Below are 19,066 nucleotides of genomic sequence, written 5' to 3' on the forward strand. Positions count from 1 at the left end.
TTTATAATGATTCATTTGATACTAATATGCACCTATTCATCATAAATAATCATTCTCATTAAAAAACATTATATATAGGTAGTTGAATTAAGAATGGCATGGATTCGTTTACAGCAATTACTCTAGCGGTTTTTTTGCCATTCATTTTGGCCGGTATATTGCCTGCCATTGAAAAACTTCTAAAGGATAAAATCGGGTGGTACGCTTCCGTTGTTGCATTCCTGAGTTTATTATTGATCGCTCAGGCTGCACCGGAAATAATTCATGGGGAGACTATTCAGAGCTCTATAGAATGGCTCCCTTCAATGGGTATAAATCTCTCTTTCTATGCCGATGGCTTGAGTGTCATGTTCGGTTTCATTGTATCCGGAATTGGTGTGATCATCATGTCTTACTCCAATGGATACATGTCAAAAAGAGAAGACTTACCACGTTACTACCAGCAGCTTCTTTTCTTCATGGGCTCAATGCTTGGAATGGTTTTTTCGGCCAACTTTATCCAGCTTTTCATCTTCTGGGAACTTACCAGTATTACATCCTTCATGCTAATCGGTTACTGGCGTAACAGACCCATGTCTGTCTACGGCGCAACCAAATCAATGCTGATTACAGCTACTGGCGGCCTTTTCATGCTTGCAGGTTTCCTGGTTCTTCACGCTATGACGGGAACTTTTGATATTCCCACTATTCTGCACAGCGAATCCACGATAGAATTCATTAAAGGTAACGAACTTTTCATTATCACACTTTTCCTGATCCTCATAGGTGCTGCCTCCAAGTCCGCACAGGGACCCTTCTATATATGGCTCCCAAATGCGATGGAAGCACCAACCCCTGTAAGCGCTTTCCTGCACTCCGCTACAATGGTTAAGGCAGGTATATATCTTGTAGCAAGGATACACCCAATATTTTCCGGAACAGAAGCCTGGTTCATTCTTGTAAGCGGTGTAGGAATCATCACCATGCTTGTGGCAGGCTTTCTGGCTTTCCGCCAAACAGATATCAAAGGAATTCTTGCCTACTCGACTATCAGCCAGCTTGCCTACCTGATGACGATGTACGGTTATACGACCCTCCATCACCCGGGCATAGGAGTTGCTGCCGCAACTTTCCACTTGCTCAACCATGCAAGCTTTAAAGCATGTCTCTTCCTTGTAGCAGGTATAGTTGCTCATGAAACAGCTACCAGGGATATCACAAAAATGGGCGGATTACGAAAGGAGATGCCGATTACATTCATCCTGGCGGTCATTGGGGCTCTGTCCATGGCAGGAATACCGCCACTAAACGGTTTCCTAAGCAAGGAGATGTTCTATGAAGCATCTGTTGAGATGGGGGCACTTCTCGGTTCACCGTATAACATACTCATTCCTGCACTTGCAGTGCTTGGTGGTGTGTTCACATTTGCATATTCCATCAAACTCATAGACGGCATATTCCTTGGAAAAAGACCTTCAAAAGGCTTGCCAGAGCACATACACGATCCATCCATGATAATGCTTGCACCTGCGATGTTCCTTGCAGGGCTTATAATACTATTTGGACTTGTACCTTCAATACCAGTCCATAATTTCATAGATCCAACAGTTTCAGGAATACTGCTTGAGGAAACACATTTGCATGTAAAACTGTGGCACGGATTCACCACATCCCTTATGATGACGATCGTCACCTTCGCACTTGGAATATTGACCTACACGCAATACGGAAAGATTGCAGAATGGCAGAACAGGTTCAATGCAAGGTATCCCTGGATAAGTGTCAATTACTATTATGATGCAGCTGTGGATAATGCAAAGAACGTAACTTCAAAGTTCTCTAACAGGATGCAGCCCGGTCCTATTAAGACATATGTGCTTGCTCTGTTGTTATTGACCATTGCAATGTTTGCAATACCTGCAATATTGCTGGCATCAAGCCTGATACCAGGAAATCTCAATTTTGATATTCCTCTATATGAAAGTATAATTTTCCTGTTCATGATAATAGTAGCACTTGGAGCTGCATTACTACCAAGATATCTACCTGCGATAATATCCCTTTCAGGATTAGGTTATCTGGTAGCTCTTCTATTTATATACCTGCAGGCTCCGGACCTTGCACTGACACAGGTATTGGTTGAAACACTTTCAACTATAATCTTCCTGTTGGCAATCGCGAAGATCCCACAAAAGTTCAAGGAGCATATCCCCAGGAAGATGCTTGTTCGGGATCTGCTCATATCCGTGACAGTGGCATCAATGATATTCATAATAATGATAAATGCCACCCAGGGAATAGTCTCTCCCTTTGAGAGTCTTTCTCACTACTTCATAGAAAACAGCCTGCCACTTGCCGGAGGGCATAACATTGTCAACGTCATAATTGTTGACTTCAGGGCTTATGATACCCTCGGAGAAATAGCGGTACTTTGTCTGGCGGCATTTGGTGTCTATAACCTGATCCACAGCAGAGGTGAGGAAGAATGACCACCACCATTACAAAAACAGTTACAAAGATATGCTTACCTTTAGTGATTCTCTTTTCCATATCCCTGTTGCTTGCAGGGCACAACAATCCGGGAGGAGGATTTATCGGAGGAGTGATGTTTGCTTCGGTTATCGCATTGACATATGTTGTCTTCGGGCTTGATTACATCAAGTCTTTTTTCAATCCAGACTGGGGCAACTGGTTTGCGTTTGGTCTGTTGCTCGCATCCCTGACCGGCTTTGCAGCATTACCTTTCGGACACAACTTTTTAAGAAGCGCCGTTGAATTCCTGCATCTTCCTTTTTTCGGGGAGATTGAACTGGTATCCGCAGGCCTCTTCGACATCGGAGTCTACTTGGTTGTGATAGGAAGTCTACTCTTCATTTTCAAAAACGTAGGTGATGACAAGTGAATAATACATTGCTCTCATTAACCATTGCCATCCTTTTCGGAATAGGCACATTCCTGATCCTGCGCCGGGACATATTAAGAGTTATCATCGGCCTAAGTATACTCTCACATGCAGTTAACCTGCTTATCGTTTCCACAGGTGTTTTCACAGGAACGAAGGTACCAATTATCACCGATGACGGCGGACATGGAGCATCCGAAGCAACCGGCACTATATTCATGGATTCCTTATCGGAAAATATATTTGCACCGATACTTGCCCCGGGACACACCGTGGATTTCGTCGATCCGCTTGTTCAGGCAATGGTTCTCACTGCGATAGTCATCAGCCTTGCAATAACCGCCTTTATATTGATACTCGCATATCGCATTTATGAGGAGTACGGCACCACTGACATAAAAGAACTCAGGAGGCTGTGGGGATGAACTCACTGGATACTCACTTACCTATAATACTGATAGCCACGCCAATATTGATGGCGTCTCTCATGGTCCTTTTGAGAAAACAACCAGGGATCCAGAAGGTACTGAGTGTTTCCGTTTCATTTGTAATGTTCATAGTGAGTATATTGCTGCTTTTGCAGGTGTGGAACGAAGGAATACAGGTATATGAATTAGGCGAGTGGGCCAAGTATGGAATATTGCTTGTTGCGGACCTGCTTAGTGCGGGAATGGTTGTGCTCACAACATGCATCTCATTCCTGTCATTGATATACTCACTGGACTATATTGAGAAGAGATCATTGAGTTCCACATATTACCCGTTGTTCAGCCTGCTGTTAGCAGGTCTTAACGGATCTTTCCTGACGGGAGATATTTTCAATCTCTTTGTGTTCTTCGAGATATTATTGCTCTCATCATGTGCACTTGTAATTGCCAACGAGCACGGAGGAGTTACAAAAAGCTCCGACAAGATGGAAGCGACATTCAAGTATCTTGTGCTGAACATGCTCGGGTCCATCGTCATGCTGATAGCCGTTGCTGCACTGTATGCAACTACAGGTACATTGAACATGGCTGATATTTCCGTAAAACTCAGCGAGATGAGTGCTGCGGGAACAATGCCCTGGCATGTGTTTGCTATCGCCCTTATGTTCATTGTGGTATTCGGGAACAAGGCAGCAATATTCCCATTGCACTACTGGCTGCCTGATGTGCATCCTACAGCACCTTCACCAATCAGCGCAATGCTGAGTGGTGTACTCATCAAGGTTGGTGCTTACGGTATGCTACGTGTGTTCTTCCTGATCTTCAGAGATACACTCTACATATTCCAGCCTGTAATAATCTACCTGGCACTTGCAACCATTATAATCGGTGCAATCTCCGCGGTGGCACAGACAGATGTGAAACGTCTGCTGGCATATTCAAGCGTGAGTCAGATAGGCTATGTATTCCTGGGGATAGGTCTTGGAAGTGTGTACGCAATCGCAGCAGCACTTATCTATCTGGTGAACCATGCGATTGCAAAGTCCATGCTTTTCCTCAGCTCTGGGGCCATTATCCACCATGCAGGAACCAGAGACATGCGGAAAATGGGAGGAATGGTTGACAGTTCCCCCATGATAGCACTCCTGTTCCTTGCAGGAGCAATGTCCATTGCAGGATTGCCACCTACAGGAGGATTCATAGCCAAGTTCGTGCTGTTTGATGCAGGTATCACCGGTGAATACTACTTCGAAATAGGAATAGCACTAATATTTGCAATATTTACACTCTTCTATATGTTCAGGGCCTGGCTGTTGATGTTCTGGGGAGAGAAGAGAGATGTTAATGAACATGGGGAATACTCCACACATGGTACATCCCCATTGATAGCTCTGCCGATAATCGTTCTTGCACTTGGAGTTGTTGTTTTCGGACTGTACGCAGAACCGCTGATAGCCTTTGCAAGCGCAACAGCAAATCAGATACTTGACCCGCAACCTTACATTGAAGCAGTACTCACGAGGGTGGTCAGATGAAAAGATACATCGCTTATTCAGTCATACTTGGTCTTGTATGGTGTTTTGTCCATGGTACTATTGATGTGAATAACTTCGTACTGGGAGTGATTATCGCACCATTCATAATTAGGCCATTCAAACCCCTGTTCAATTTTGGTACGAATTTTTCCTTTGGTAAGGCCATCAGGAAGATTCCTGCACAGGCTACCTATATGTATGTTCTTATCAAAGAGATCATAAAGGCAAATATCGTGGTGGCAAAAATAGTACTACAACCTAAAATAGACATAAAACCAGGCATAATTGCAGTGCCTATCAGAACAAAAACAGACATGAGTATTACTGCAATAGCCAATACTATAACTCTCACACCAGGTACACTGACAATTGACATGTCTGACGACAGATCAGTCCTGTACGTCCATGCCATCGATGCATCGGACCCTGAAGGCGTCGCTAACTCGATCAGAGACGATCTGGAAAAATACGTACTGGAGGCATTCGAATGATTTCAATGTTCACTTTATCGCTATCTATCATGGTACTTGCAATTGTACCGTGCATATACAGAATAATAAAGGGACCGACAATACCTGACAGAGTAATAGCACTTGATGCAATGACTACAGTAATAGTTGTGATGCTGGGTGTATATTCCCTTGATCAGGGTTCTGTCTTCTTCATGGACGTAGCACTTGTGCTTTCCATAATCGCATTTGTGGGAACCGTAACAATAGCAAAATATCTCGATGAAGGAGTGGTATTTTGAGCACAATTTCAATGATTCTGGAAGTGCTAAGCAATGTTGTTCTTATAATAGGACTTTTCTTTGTATTTCTGGCAATGCTTGGACTTGCCAGGCTTCCTGATGTGTATAATCGCCTACATACTACGACAAAGATAGGAACACTGGGAGCTTTTGGAGTCATGTTAAGCATTCTGCTGAAAGTCGGCTTTTCTCCAATGGGTGTGAAAGCAATAACAGTAGGTTTATTCCTGCTGCTAACGGCCCCCATAGCAGCCCATATGATAGGTCGTGCTGCTCACAGGCATGGTGTAGGTCTTTGTGAAGAATCGATCATCGATGAATATGGCAAAGCATGTTCATCTGCATGCTCAATAGATGAGAATGAGTGAATACAGTTAACAAGTTCTGGTGTAATGCCAGAGCAATTTATCTTTTTTTTGAGTTGTTATTTAGTGTATATGCCCATACTCGATGCATATATATTTTTCCACAAAACCTAATTTTACTCCCTGTTATTAAGCGTGAGCGGGTTGGGGAGTGGGGGTTAGTGTGGGAGTGGGGTTAAAAACAGACCCGCTCACAGCGTGTGTAAATGAAATAATCATATATAAGTATTGCCGTTTTATGAGGACACAGCCTAAGTATATGTCGCAATAGGATAAAATACACAATCTGATGTCATAATTGTCATCTTATATTTATAGTGGTTCTTGTTATAGTTCAACAAAAAACTTATGAGCATTATCGTCCAATATGGCAGCAGTCTATTTAATTGTCTATGGTAAAATCATTTTGAAAACAAAGTCAATTTTTTAATATAACGCTGAACTATGAAAAAGAACACAAGAGTATTCCATATAAGTGATAAAACTTACGAGGACCAGGTGCGTGAGGCAGCCAGTATATTAAGGGCAGGTGGAACTGTTGCTTTTCCTACTGAAACAGTCTACGGGCTTGGAGCGGATGCGCTTAACGAACAAGCTGTGATGCAAATATTTGAAGCAAAAGGCAGACCGGCAGATAATCCACTGATAGTACATGTTGCTTCAAAGGAAAGTTGTTTGAAACTTGTCAGAGCTATCCCTGATAAGGCATCGATTCTTATGGAGATATTCTGGCCAGGTCCCTTGACTCTTATAATGGAAAGAAAGGAAATAGTTCCTGATGTAACAACAGGAGGTTTAGAAACTGTTGCTGTCAGGATTCCTGAAAATAAGATTGCTCTTGAACTAATTAAATATGCAGGAAAAGCGATTGCAGCACCAAGTGCAAATCTTTCGGGAAAACCAAGTCCCACGACTGCAGAACATGTTTTGTCTGATCTGTCTGGAAGGATAGATGCACTTATAGATGGGGGAGGAGTTTCCATTGGAGTTGAATCAACAGTCATTGATATGACCTCCGAGATCCCTGCGATACTAAGACCTGGAAAAATAAGCAAGGAAGAGCTTGAAACATATATTGGGGAGGTGCAGGTTGCTTATGATGATAAAGTGCATCCGGAAAGTGAGACTGTTCGCTCTCCTGGGATGAAATATACACATTATTCTCCGAAGTCAGGTGTTATCCTGGTTGAAGGGGAACATGATAACGTAGTTTCTCGAATAAAAGAGCTCATTGATGATTTTAGTCTGAGGAATGCAAAAACAGGCTTGCTTCTTACAGAAGAGTCCAAAAGTGAGTTTCCTGTGCATCTGTCATATTCCATTGGTGAGAAAGACAAGCCGGAACAGGCTGCAAAGCATCTGTTTTTTGGATTCAGGTATCTCGATGAAAGAAACATAGATGTAATAATAGTTGATGGTTCTTTTAAGCCAGATGGAATCGGAATGGCTGTTTTTAACAGAGTTCGCAAGGCTGCGGATATGATAATTAAAGTGTAGTGGTTCTATGAATAAAGAAAAGAAGTATAAAATGAATGAAAAGCAAAAGTATATTGGTATTATCCTCCGTAACCGAAAGTTGCTTAAGATCAATGTACTGGTTCTCAGTGTCGGTCTTGGACTATCAATTCTTGGACGTGATGATATAGGCGAACCAATAATCTGGCTGGGTATAATAATATTTGGATACACCACGTTTACCAGCTTTATGGCCAAGAAACAACTGAAACAATGATTAAAAAATTCATTTTTAACTTATGATAAGTACTAAACAATCTTTCGCAAAAGAGTTTCTCTAACGTTTATTTTCTTTAAAGACCACATAAGATATAGTGGTAGTACTTTGTCTCCCTTATCTTTTAAGGCGATATTTGTTCTTAGTACCACTATATCAAGTACCACCAAACAATAAGCAAATCGGCGAGGAGATAACGGACAGTGTTATTATATTTTATCTGTTCCTTATTTTCCTCTGTTTTTAATTTTCCTCTGTTTTTAGGTCATATGCCTTTAACAATTCTTCATGGAATGTACTTCTTCCATTGATTCGAATATACTTTCTATGATTTATCTCAATATTCTGATTTTTTCCTTTCTAATGATCAGTTTCTTAAATTTGGAACTATTATTTATAATGTTATTTTTTACATATTATTGGTGCTAAATATGTTTGAAAGTAATCGATTGATACTAAAATTTTATCAAAATATTAAGTAGACAATTTCAAAAAGCATGATAAAAAGCATTTATTTGTGATTGAATTCATTGAAATTTAGATAATTTAATACTTAATAATAATCCACAATATAGTTTCTTTATAATTTATTTCCTGTAAGAATGAATGTATAATTGAGAATCATTATTTCTCCAAGCTTTTATGCACATAAGAGCAGATTCTCATTAAGAACCAGTACCAACGTACCCCCAAGCGTACCACCAAAAACAAAAATGAGGAATAGGTGGCCTCAGAGGCCATTATTTCTCATAATTTTTATATGGTTCTTTTATTATTTTATTTCCCTCTTTTTTATATGCAAATAGGAACCTATATATTGTCATAAGTAAAAAAGAATATTAATTACTGAACAACTAGGCCTTGGCGCCTAAAAAACTGTAACGGGGGTTACGTAATGTGGAGTATTAGCAACTATCTCAGATATTCAATCCTTACACTATTGGTCCTGATGGCAGCTATCGGGAGTGTATCGGCAACGGCATCTGTTTTCATCTCTCCTGAATCACACACCGGTTTATCTCCTGGTGAAACATTTAATGTGGATATTAATGTGGAATCCGGTGTTGAGCTTTTACATGCAGCACACATAAAGTTACATTATGATTCTGCTGCATTCGAGGTAATCGATATTACGAAAGGAAGTATCTTCGATTCTGATTTACTTGTGGAGCCCGAAAGTGGTGATGATGGGGATGGCACGATAAATTATGGATTTGCTGCTTACGAAACTAACTTAGCACCCGGAAGCGGAACATTGATATCTGTCGAATTCGAGACAAAGGATATTACTGAGGGTGTTTACGGTCTTAGCTTCGTGGAAGCGAAGCTTCTGGATCAGAGTAAAGAATACCTTGTCGGGAAAGCAACCGGAAGTTCCCTGGTAGTTGGGGATATAGCGGATGATACTTCAACATCCCTGGACATAATTGACTTGGACCGTCCCACACAAAGTACATCGAGCAGTAGCTCATCAACATCTACTGTGGAAAAAGTGACCTCTCAACAGCAATACGAGGAACAATTAGGGTATGCATACAGCTTCGGTTTCCATCCGGATGACCATAAAATTATAAAAAGGAACGGGGTAGCACTAAATGGGGATGCCTGGTCACAGAACAGTCTCATACTGGAGAATGAAATTTTGACAGAATTCGAAGGCCAGCATCTCTTTCCACAGGGTAAGATAATATCCATCGGCACTAACTCCGCCGGTTACCTGACCGTCATATTCTACGAACCTCTCATGGTAGACCAGTCCGAGATCGATGAAATATATGCAATAATTGATCGTAAGGCACAGGCTATGGATATAGATAATGTGCCTGTGGAATTTGGCGACGGCACAGTTTCTGATGTAAGTGACGGATTGCAGCAACTAATTCAAAGGGTACAGGTAATAAACAAGATGGAACTTGAAGATTTCATGAACAATGAAAGTCAGTTGTATGATCCTATGGTAGTGGCCACAGCCGGAAAGATACCTCAGATAAGAACTGAAAAGGAATGCTGGCAATGGTACTTCCAGGATTCATACGTTATATCCCTTAATGCAAGTGATGAGGTGGATGATTATTTGCAAAGTGGCATACTTCTGAGTACAGGACTATCACCTGACGGATACTTAGAGGTAAATATAAATGAGGAGGCAGATGTTGATATTAAGTCCCTCATAAATGATATCTATGAGACAATGAACAAAGAAGCCGTGGCTATAGGACTAAGTGAAGTTCCTGTTGTTTTCAAACTTGTCAATCCTGATGAAATGAAGGAAAAGCTGGCATCGTCCCAGGATGATGTATTGGAGGGGGAGGATGTACCTGGAAATGAGGATGAATCACAGGCAACCCCTGGTTTTGGTTTCTTTATGGGTTTTTTATCCCTGTCGATAATATGTTGTATAAAAGGTGTCTTTGAGAAAGGTAAACCATAATAATTACAAGAGGAATGATTTATGGACACGATACGAATCTTACCTTTTTTGAAAAGGTTTTTTCTTTATCTGACTATTTTGTTCATTTTGTGGGTTCCAATAGGCGGAAGATACTTTGCAGCTTCCGTCGTTATTGTTGATTTAAAGAATTTTTTTTTGTTTTACCTTCCTTTGAATTTTATTCCTTTTGTAGCTCTCGTGCTTGCTACGGCTTTTGAAAGGAAGAAGACAATCAAAATCTTGCTGATGGGTCTGATACTGACAATTGCTTTTAATTTGTTGATAATATATTTGCAGCTACTTTTCTTCTCTTATCAGGATCAATTACTTTATACATATGCCATTGGTAGGATAGCTTTTCCATTTCTCCTATGGCTGACATTTGCCTATGATACTATCTTTGTTTCAGCGCATAGTAACTTCAATGTTTGATGATTATTCATTTTTTTATTTTCGAATGTTTATTGTTTCTAATTCCCTTTCTTGAGATATTTTTGTTAAGGAACAATGTTTCGTATCTTAATTTGTTAACATAGTTCTGAATTTTTATTTCTTATCGGTTTATAAAATCTAACTTCATATGAATAATAGGGGTTGTCGGTAGGATTGTCTAAGGCAACTTCACGTAGATATCATTGAGCAAATGGAGACGGAGTTATGTTTGGTGGTATCGAAGAGTCGGTATGGCTTAAGAAAGGAGGATATTAACAATGAAAGTGAAGTTCCAGCACAAGCATTTAGTGGTTGCTATTGCTTTGATTACTATTTTTTCAATAGTAACACCTGCTAGTGCTGCAGATGATGCAAATTCATTGCGAATCTACGGTGAAAATGGATACAGTGCCGCATTCCCATACACTGATCCAGAAGCACCATTTGATCCAATGAATGAAGAATCGCCTATAAAAGATTTTGTAACGTTTAACCCAGCCTTGCTGGAAGATGATATTGTCGTGAACAATATCGACTCCAAACAGAAGGTTTTTGCCAGACAGTGGTTCGTGCCTGAGTACACAGAACCAACGGGTATGGTATGGCTTGATGATTTCAGGTGTATAGTGAAAGTTGATAACATTACAACAGAAGAAACTATAACTGAGGATTCAGCTGAATCATTCAGAAAGCCACCATCATGTGACTGGGATTGTGAATGGATTCCAGATCACAACGAATATGTCTGGGAGGATGTAGTCACAGATTATACTTACATGTTCGTCGACAAGCACTACCAGCCAAGGGCTGCAACTGCAAAGGGTATAACAAATGCTTACTGGACAACATTCTGGTTCCCAGTAGCAGACAATGACGATGAACAAATAGGTCTTGATGGTTATGACATCAACTATGATGGTGTTGATGACATGGTCCTGCTTAAGAGAGTAGGAGATTTCAACCATGATGATTACAAGGATATAAAGATCAGCTCTGAGCTGCTCGCTGTAGGAGTAGGCGAAAGCGTACAGTTCCTTGACCACATTGTAGAGGTAGAAGGTATCTACTATGATGGTGAGGGTGAGATAGACAGAGTCGCATTCAAGGTATTCTACAACGGTAACAAGGAAGCTGAACAAATTGGTGGTCTCCATGTCCTCAATGTTGAGCAGGGAACACTGAGTTCAGGTCGTCATACTGTTACACTGGACAGACCACAGTTCTATGAACCATGGTATGTTAAGGTAGAAGCCACAGGTGCAGGCCTTGATAAGGTTCTTTTGACCGTAGGACGCCAGCTCTACACCAGAGAGACTTTCTTCGTAGACGGTGCAGAATATGATGTCGCAATGATCTATGGTCCTGAAGATGATTCAGTTAAGTACATCACAATCAGGAACCCAGTTCCAGAACATCAGGATGTTGAAATTAATGACCTCTCAATTGTCAAAGAAATGGTTGACAATGAAGAAACTCTTCCATTGCTGCCACCATTCAACAAGGTGCACACAATGGTAGATGATATCAACATTCCGCATACTGAAAACTGCTGTGCTTACACTGGGTATGTAGGTTCAAGCCTCAATACAAATGCTCCTGATGGAGAATGGTATCAGGATGATTGCATATACAGTGCTTACGACACAGTAGAAGAGCGTAAGATATACGATGTTGATCCATTGCTGATCTACTTCATTGACAAGACAACTGAACCACGGTTCCACACCAATCTGCTTGAGATGCTTGACGAAGGTGCAGATCTAAGTCCATCTCTCGAAATTGACGAGGCATGGAAGTGGCTACACATCAGGACAATGCCAGATTTCTACAAGGACTTTGTCTATCCAGAGCTGCCTGATGCAGATGATGGTACAGGTGACTTCCTGTTCACAAGCTCATTCAGAGCAGAGAACTCAAAGAAGTGTCCTGACTTTTATCAGTACATTTGCAACATTGACAACTTCAACTGGCCACAGAGACTTATGTTCGTCTATGACCAGGAGACAGGAGCTGAAGATATCTATGTCAATGAAATTGACACCGAAACAAACGGACTTAGAGTCTATGGTGAAGAAGATAGGGATGCTGCATTCCCATATGTTGATCCTGAAGCACCATTTGATCCACTAAGCCCTGAAGCACCTGAAAAGGACTTTGTAACACTCAATCCGGCTAAGATTAAGGCAGGAATTGTTGTGGACAACAAGGACTCACATGAGAAGGTATTCTTCAGACAGTGGTTCGTCCCTGAGTACACTGAACCAACCGGTATGGTCTGGCTTGACGAAGTATACAATGAGTGGATACCAAACCACAATGAGTACGTCTGGGAAGATGTAATCAATGAGTACACATACATGTTCATTGACAAGCACTACCAGCCAACAGCAGGTATGGCTACTTCCGAGGGCAATGCTAACAGCTTCTGTGACTTCATGGACCAGGATGCAGGACTCTGGACATACTTCTGGTTCCCTATATCTGACATGGATGACTCTCAGATCGGTCTTGACAGCTTTGACATGAACTACGACGGTATCGACGATATGACCTATCTGCTCGCAGCAACTGACTTCAACAATGATGGAAGGAAGGATGTAGCACTAGGTTCTGAGATATTCGGAGTCGACGTAGGTGACAAGATACAGTTCCTTGACCACATTGTAGAGATTGAAGGTATCTACTATGATGGTGAGGGTGAGATTGACAGAGTTGCAGTCAAGATATTCTACAACGGTAACACAGTCCCTGAACAGATAAATGGCCTCCATGTCATCAATGTTGAGCAGGGTGTCCTGAGTGCAGGACGTCACACCGTAGTAATGGATACTCCTGACTTCTATGACCCATGGGCAATGCAGATACTTGGTACCAGTACAATTAACGATAAGGTACTGCTACGTGTCGGACGTCTTCTCCACACAAGCGAGACTTTCTTCGTGGACGGTGCTGAATACGATGTTGCAATGATCTATGGCCCAGAGGACAACAATGTCAAGTACATCACTATAAGGAATCCACTGCCAGAACACCAGGATGTTTCCCTGAATGACCTTTCAGTTGTCAAGAAGGCTGTGTATGACGGTGATATCATTCCTGTGCTGCCACCATTCAATGGTGACCACATTATGATCGATGACATCGACGTACCTACATTCAAGGTGAATCCAATTACAACATGCTACTACGGACAGTCACGCGATTACAGCGCAACAGATGATCTGCTCTGGTATCATGACATGTACATCAGCAGTGTTTACGATACAGTTGCAGAACGCATGTTTGACGTGCCAGCAACAGAGATCTACTTCACAGGTAAGGACTATGAGGCAAGGTTCCATACCAACCTCCTGGAAATTCTCAGAGAAGGCTGTGGTATAGTTGGTACAGCAGACTCAGTTCCAGCTGACTCATTCGAGACATGGAAGTGGCTGCACATCAGGACAATGCCAGACTTCTACAAGGAGTTTGTCTATCCAGATGTGCCAAATGCAGGTGGAAATGGTGACTATCTGCTGACCAGTTCATTCACAGCACCAAACACTGTACTGTGTGACAATGTCGAGATTCCACCAGTCTATCCAAGGATGATGTTCACACATGATCCAACAGATGGTACTGGTATCTACATGAACGGCGGCGCTGCAGTTGTAGAGCCACCAGTCGAGGAGATAAAGGGTGATATCAACGGTGATAAGGTTGTCAACTTCGACGACTTTGTTGAATTTGCAGCATCCTACAACTCAGTAATTGGTGACAGCAACTACAATGCAATCTTCGACTTCGATGACGACGGTGACGTAGACTTCGATGACTTCGTAGAGTTTGCAGGAGTATATCAGTCTTAAGCCTGATGTAAGAGGTGAAATCATGACAAAAACAACACGTAAGGGAATGGCAGGATCAACTGCCATCCTTTTAATATTTTGTGCATGTTTCATGGTAGGCGTAGGACTTGCAGCAGCAGCACCTTCAGTGTCAGTAGATCCGCAGACAAATGAGTATGATGCAGGCGATACGTTCCAGGTTAGTGTTATGGTCGATTCTGAGACCGCTAACCTTCGTGGCGTGAACCTGCAACTAGCCTATGATCCTTCAGTGCTCGTGGTGAATGACGTTACCAATGAGGAACTGTTTGGAACCGACACACTCACTATATCGTGTGGTGACGACGGAGCAGGCACCATAGCATGTGGTATCGCTTCCACCGCCGGAACCTACACACCAGAAGCCGGAACAATGTTAACCGTTGATTTCGAGGTAAAGGCAGGTGCAGCAAATGGCACTTACGACCTTGATCTAAATGGTGTTGTTCTTAAGGATGAAGCCAATGAACCTATCGTTGGAGTTGGGGTCACAGATGGAACATTGAAAGTAGGGGATGATGTTGTAGTACCTACACCTGATGAACCAGAAGTGAAAATAACTCCTGCAACAAGCGGTCCTGTTGGCCCTGGTGACACGTTCGTGGTAGAGGTTGAAGTCGATTCAGCCGACGAGAATCTTCGTGGTGTGAACCTACAGCTAGCCTATGATCCTGCAGTACTCATGGTAAATGACGTTACCAACGATGAACTGTTTGGATCCGACACACTCACTATATCTTGTGGTGATGACGGAGCAGGCACCATAGCATGTGGTATCGCTTCCACTGCCGGAACCTACACACCAGAAGCCGGAACAATGTTAACCATTGAGTTCGAAGTGAAGGCTGGTGCAACAGACGGAACCTATGACCTTGACCTGAACACTGTAGTTCTCAAGGATGAAACCAATACAGCTATCGCTGGAGTAAGTGTCACGGATGCTACCGTTCAGGTAGCTGACGGAGTGGTCTCTGACGTGCCGGAGGTTATAATATCTCCAGTAACAAGTGGACCTGTCGATATCGGTGACACGTTCCTGGTGGAAGTTGATGTTGATTCAGCTGATGAGAACCTTCGTGGTGTGAACCTGCAGCTATCCTATGATCCTGCAGTACTCATGGTAAATGATGTTATCAATGAGGATCTGCTCGGAGCCGGAGCACTCGTAGCACCTGGAAGTGGTGATGACGCAGCAGGTACAATATCCTATGGTCTTGCTGCCACTGGTGGCGTCTATACGCCGGAAGCCGGGACAATGTTAACCATTGAGTTCGAAGTGAAGGCTGGTGCAACAGATGGAACCTATGACCTTGACCTGAACGCTGTAGTTCTCAAGGATGAAAGCAATACAGCTATCGCCGGAGTGGTAGTTACAGACGGTACAGTTGAGATAGTAACAGTACCTAATGTAGTTCCAGTACCAGAGATCATCTCTCATTCCGATGGTGATGTGGTCTCAAAGACACAGATCGTCGAGGTTGTGGACAACTCCAGTCAGGATGATATCATAACGGCAACGTTTGCTATCTTTGCAGATACCAACGGTAACTGTGCTGATGATGACGTTGGTGAGGTCTGGACCGAGTTCGCAACGGACAATGATAGCTCCGATGGCTGGACAGCTGTGCTTGATACGACAAGTGTACCTGATGGTAAGTACCTGATAAAGGCAACATTGGATGATGGAACAGATTCAGCGTTCAATATCGTCTGTGTAGCAGTATATAATCCACAAGGAATAATACTCCTGCCAGGATGGAACCTGATCTCAGTCCCAGAGACACTTGAGAATGCAACTATCGACTATGTACTTCAGGACTTTACCGACGTAGAGGTTGATGATGTATTCTATGACAATGGAACTGCGATGATTGTACCAACTACCTTTGAGCCATTGAAGGCATATTGGGTACACAACAATCTGTCTGAGGAAGTTGTCATACTCGAGGACTATTTCACACCAAAGGTACCATCTACGCCTCCATCACTGACACTTTATCCGGGATGGAATGCGATTGGTCACAACGCCAAGGTAGAACTGTCTGCAGAGATCAGTCTCGCAACGATCGATGACTGCTACTTCAAGGTCATAGGACCATGGGTAACCTCTGCAAATGAGTTTGCTTACGTAGGCAACAATGGGCAGGAAGGACCCCTCAACGGCAACCAGATAGGTACAGATGTCTTTGAAATGAATATGTATGAAGGATATTACGTATTCGTGAACGAGGAGTGTGTATTGGCCTGAGGTGAAAGGAACATGTAAAATTTGCAGTGAGATTTCTCACTGCTTTTTTGATTTATCAAAGGTGGGACGTATGATAAGCGATAAAAAATATGGTGTTTCATTACAGGTTTTAATAATTTTATTCTCATTCATGGTAGTAGCTGTACCTGCTGCAGCCGTTAGTCCTCCAGTCGTACTAGAAGGGAGTTTAATGGTTGATGGAAGTCCGGCACCTGTGGGAACAGAAGTGGCACTCGTTGTTGATGGCCAGACAGTTGGTGAAACAATTGTAACTAATACGGGTATGTTCGGTGATGAACGAAGCAACAGGCTGGGAGTTAGTTCTGATTATAGTGTGGTTACTGTCTATGTAAATGATGTGGAAACAACGACATTGGACCTTAGTAGCTATCAGAGCGGTGAAGTAATTTCCATGGATCTTAGTGCAACTAATCCTGCACCTCCTACTACTACGACTGAAACCAAATCATCAGGTGGTGGGGGAGGTTTTAGTAGCGTTGCTACTACGGAAACTATTGAAGAAGAGACAATTGCAGAAGAATCAGAATCAGTACCTCAGGAAAAAGCACTTCCAAGCACAGAAGATGAAGTGATGGATGATGAAACCTCACCTGTAACTACTCCTGAGAGTAAGGGCATAATTGCTGTATTTGGTCTCGTCCTTGCAGGAGTTGTTGTAGTTTCTTATGGATACAGATCTAAAAAATAAATTGGATTTGCATGTTGGGATGGGTTGTTTCCTTCCAACTTTTATTCATCATGAGCAGTATTGGGATTGACGGAAAGGCTGTAACTAATGGATGTGGTGATATTAGACGAAGCAGAACTGCCATTAGTGTGGAGATATTAAAAGCTGCATTGGAGGGGGCGAAAAAAACACACATAGTTTACAATGCAAATCTGAACTTTGATATGGTTAACAGGTATCTTGTAATGTTAGAAGAAAAAGGGCTGCTTGAACATAAAGGGAACCTGTATGTAACAACTGCAAAGGGTAGGGAGTTTCAGGAGATTGCAAAGGAATTGGGTCTTTAGTCTCCGCTATCAATAAGCTAATTAGTGAATATTCACTGACATTTTTAAAGTTCAGAAGCATTATTTTTCCTATATAACTTATATATAAAATATAGACACTTTTTATAGTGTCTTTTTTAAATATTTACTACGATGGTCACAGTATATATTTTTTAATAAAATTCATGTACATGAATAAATGTATATATGGTCATGATGTTTATAGGGATGACCAATCAAACAAATGCTTGATAAAAGTTCAAATTGGGCATTATAATTTACTCTGGATTACTCCACGGAAGTATGGTCCAAAACCGAACGGAGGAAAAAAATGTTGAGCCGAGAATTAATATATGGATTACTTCCCTATTCAATTCATCAAAAGATTGTTAAATGGAAATGTAAATTCAAAAAACAAGAGAATGTTCTTATAGAAAACAATTTGGCATTATATCCTCACTCTTTGGACATAAATAAAGTGGTGAGGGAAGATTTGGATAAGTGTGTTGCTTTTTTACCATATTGTGCAAAGCCTATGGGTGAGCATACATGTCCTGCATCAGACAAGATTCACAAACGTAAAAATCAGAAATGTATTAAGGTATCTGGTGGTAGGTGTGACGTACCATGTTCTCTGGGTGAGATGGTAGATGTTCTCATGAAACATGGTTTCAAAAAAGATCAGATATTCATAATAGACCGTGACTCAAATCTCTTCCCGTGGCTTCAGCAAAAAAGAAAGGAAGGCTATGAATATTTCATGCCGGGCATAGGCTGCAAATATGGAGTATCTTATGCCATAGATTATGTTGGAAAGAAACTTGGTTACAAAGGGTGTATCGCCTTTGTTGATGATTATTGCCAGGAAGATAAAGAGAATGGCGTTTGTAAATGCATGAACGATTATCTGGCAATGGAAGGTATTGACAAGGGAAAAATGACTAAGGTTCACAAAGAAACAATTGTTCTGATGGATCGTATTCTCTCAGGGGATTATCCAAATATGGTGGATGTTCCTCATAACTCTCCTAATACGAACGAACATCCTTCTTGTACTTGATTCTTCTACTTTTGAGAATCTTCCATTATTTTTTATATAATTTCTTACTTACTTACTTTTTTATTCATTTAATGTAGATAGTTTTTAGATTTGTGGGGTATATTTGTATATTTTTTTGTTTCCACAAAAAAAGATACCTTATTCGATATTTTATTGCAACGCCAAGATTTTAGAACAATGGTTCAGCTATTATTGAATGGTTGGGATATACGCATATTCCAATGAATCTAGCAGTAAAGGGGGGAGTAATTAACGAAAATATCAGCTTTGGAGAGATTCTACTCATTTGTTCCATATTCTTTAAACAAGAGATTGGTAGAAAA

Annotated in this window: 16 protein-coding genes; all 16 read left to right on the plus strand. The window is 41.6% G+C overall.

Annotated elements, in window-relative coordinates:
• Window positions 1-98: 98 nt before the first annotated feature.
• The 16 genes from mbhE (at window position 99) to V7O67_RS08090 (ending at window position 18,743) form a co-directional block, all read left to right on the plus strand.
• Window positions 99-2,468 (plus strand): hydrogen gas-evolving membrane-bound hydrogenase subunit E, encoded by a 2,370-nt coding sequence (mbhE, locus tag V7O67_RS08015; protein WP_406671393.1) that lies wholly within the window; start codon window positions 99-101, stop codon window positions 2,466-2,468.
• A complete protein-coding gene (locus V7O67_RS08020) occupies window positions 2,465-2,881 on the plus strand; it encodes a monovalent cation/H+ antiporter subunit B (RefSeq protein WP_406657045.1) in 417 nt (138 codons plus the stop codon). The genes mbhE and V7O67_RS08020 overlap by 4 nt, the downstream gene beginning before the upstream one ends.
• Window positions 2,878-3,306, plus strand: a complete 429-nt coding sequence (locus tag V7O67_RS08025; protein WP_406657044.1) for an NADH-quinone oxidoreductase subunit K — start codon at window positions 2,878-2,880, stop codon at window positions 3,304-3,306. Before V7O67_RS08020 ends, V7O67_RS08025 begins: the two co-directional genes overlap by 4 nt.
• Window positions 3,303-4,844 carry an NADH-quinone oxidoreductase subunit M gene (locus V7O67_RS08030; RefSeq protein ID WP_406671395.1) on the plus strand — a complete coding sequence of 514 codons (1,542 nt, stop codon included), beginning with the start codon at window positions 3,303-3,305 and terminating at the stop codon, window positions 4,842-4,844. The genes V7O67_RS08025 and V7O67_RS08030 overlap by 4 nt, the downstream gene beginning before the upstream one ends.
• Window positions 4,841-5,335: a Na+/H+ antiporter subunit E gene (locus V7O67_RS08035; RefSeq protein WP_406671397.1), complete on the plus strand. Its 495-nt coding sequence runs from the start codon at window positions 4,841-4,843 to the stop codon at window positions 5,333-5,335. The genes V7O67_RS08030 and V7O67_RS08035 overlap by 4 nt, the downstream gene beginning before the upstream one ends.
• Window positions 5,332-5,595 carry a cation:proton antiporter gene (locus V7O67_RS08040; protein ID WP_406671398.1) on the plus strand — a complete coding sequence of 88 codons (264 nt, stop codon included), beginning with the start codon at window positions 5,332-5,334 and terminating at the stop codon, window positions 5,593-5,595. The genes V7O67_RS08035 and V7O67_RS08040 overlap by 4 nt, the downstream gene beginning before the upstream one ends.
• Window positions 5,596-5,606: 11 nt before the next feature.
• Window positions 5,607-5,963: a monovalent cation/H(+) antiporter subunit G gene (gene mnhG / locus V7O67_RS08045; RefSeq protein ID WP_406671445.1), complete on the plus strand. Its 357-nt coding sequence runs from the start codon at window positions 5,607-5,609 to the stop codon at window positions 5,961-5,963.
• 441 nt (window positions 5,964-6,404) lie between these two features.
• Window positions 6,405-7,457: an L-threonylcarbamoyladenylate synthase gene (locus V7O67_RS08050; RefSeq protein WP_406671399.1), complete on the plus strand. Its 1,053-nt coding sequence runs from the start codon at window positions 6,405-6,407 to the stop codon at window positions 7,455-7,457.
• 7 nt (window positions 7,458-7,464) lie between these two features.
• The gene (locus tag V7O67_RS08055; RefSeq protein ID WP_342305363.1) at window positions 7,465-7,692 is read left to right on the plus strand and encodes a hypothetical protein; all 228 of its coding nucleotides are present in this window, start codon (window positions 7,465-7,467) and stop codon (window positions 7,690-7,692) included.
• A gap of 895 nt (window positions 7,693-8,587) precedes the next feature.
• Complete coding sequence (locus tag V7O67_RS08060) at window positions 8,588-10,123, plus strand: cohesin domain-containing protein (protein WP_342305362.1); 1,536 nt, start codon at window positions 8,588-8,590, stop codon at window positions 10,121-10,123.
• Between the two features lie 87 nt (window positions 10,124-10,210).
• Window positions 10,211-10,555: a hypothetical protein gene (locus tag V7O67_RS08065; RefSeq protein WP_406669832.1), complete on the plus strand. Its 345-nt coding sequence runs from the start codon at window positions 10,211-10,213 to the stop codon at window positions 10,553-10,555.
• A gap of 278 nt (window positions 10,556-10,833) precedes the next feature.
• On the plus strand, window positions 10,834-14,403 hold the full coding sequence (locus V7O67_RS08070; RefSeq protein WP_342305361.1) for a hypothetical protein: 3,570 nt from the start codon (window positions 10,834-10,836) through the stop codon (window positions 14,401-14,403).
• A gap of 22 nt (window positions 14,404-14,425) precedes the next feature.
• Entirely contained in the window at window positions 14,426-16,669 is a 2,244-nt protein-coding gene (locus V7O67_RS08075) for a cohesin domain-containing protein (RefSeq protein ID WP_342305360.1), read from the plus strand.
• 70 nt (window positions 16,670-16,739) lie between these two features.
• Entirely contained in the window at window positions 16,740-17,378 is a 639-nt protein-coding gene (locus V7O67_RS08080; protein ID WP_342305359.1) for a hypothetical protein, read from the plus strand.
• 11 nt (window positions 17,379-17,389) lie between these two features.
• Window positions 17,390-17,704: a winged helix-turn-helix domain-containing protein gene (locus tag V7O67_RS08085; protein WP_342305358.1), complete on the plus strand. Its 315-nt coding sequence runs from the start codon at window positions 17,390-17,392 to the stop codon at window positions 17,702-17,704.
• Between the two features lie 472 nt (window positions 17,705-18,176).
• Window positions 18,177-18,743, plus strand: coding sequence for a hypothetical protein (locus V7O67_RS08090; RefSeq protein ID WP_342305357.1), 567 nt, complete (start codon window positions 18,177-18,179; stop codon window positions 18,741-18,743).
• Window positions 18,744-19,066: the final 323 nt, after the last annotated feature.

The sequence above is a fragment of the Methanolobus sp. ZRKC4 genome, assembly GCF_045291305.1.
Classification (GTDB): domain Archaea; phylum Halobacteriota; class Methanosarcinia; order Methanosarcinales; family Methanosarcinaceae; genus Methanolobus.

Excerpts from the sequence above, each read along its gene's own strand:
- V7O67_RS08030 (WP_406671395.1), top strand. The coding sequence starts at position 3,303 with ATGAACTCACTGGATACTCACTTACCTATAATACTGATAGCCACGCCA.
- mnhG (WP_406671445.1), top strand. The coding sequence starts at position 5,607 with ATGATTCTGGAAGTGCTAAGCAATGTTGTTCTTATAATAGGACTTTTC.
- V7O67_RS08040 (WP_406671398.1), top strand. The coding sequence starts at position 5,332 with ATGATTTCAATGTTCACTTTATCGCTATCTATCATGGTACTTGCAATT.
- V7O67_RS08060 (WP_342305362.1), top strand. The coding sequence starts at position 8,588 with ATGTGGAGTATTAGCAACTATCTCAGATATTCAATCCTTACACTATTG.
- V7O67_RS08050 (WP_406671399.1), top strand. The coding sequence starts at position 6,405 with ATGAAAAAGAACACAAGAGTATTCCATATAAGTGATAAAACTTACGAG.
- V7O67_RS08080 (WP_342305359.1), top strand. The coding sequence starts at position 16,740 with ATGATAAGCGATAAAAAATATGGTGTTTCATTACAGGTTTTAATAATT.
- V7O67_RS08020 (WP_406657045.1), top strand. The coding sequence starts at position 2,465 with ATGACCACCACCATTACAAAAACAGTTACAAAGATATGCTTACCTTTA.
- V7O67_RS08085 (WP_342305358.1), top strand. The coding sequence starts at position 17,390 with ATGTTGGGATGGGTTGTTTCCTTCCAACTTTTATTCATCATGAGCAGT.
- V7O67_RS08070 (WP_342305361.1), top strand. The coding sequence starts at position 10,834 with ATGAAAGTGAAGTTCCAGCACAAGCATTTAGTGGTTGCTATTGCTTTG.
- V7O67_RS08075 (WP_342305360.1), top strand. The coding sequence starts at position 14,426 with ATGACAAAAACAACACGTAAGGGAATGGCAGGATCAACTGCCATCCTT.
- V7O67_RS08035 (WP_406671397.1), top strand. The coding sequence starts at position 4,841 with ATGAAAAGATACATCGCTTATTCAGTCATACTTGGTCTTGTATGGTGT.
- mbhE (WP_406671393.1), top strand. The coding sequence starts at position 99 with ATGGATTCGTTTACAGCAATTACTCTAGCGGTTTTTTTGCCATTCATT.
- V7O67_RS08055 (WP_342305363.1), top strand. The coding sequence starts at position 7,465 with ATGAATAAAGAAAAGAAGTATAAAATGAATGAAAAGCAAAAGTATATT.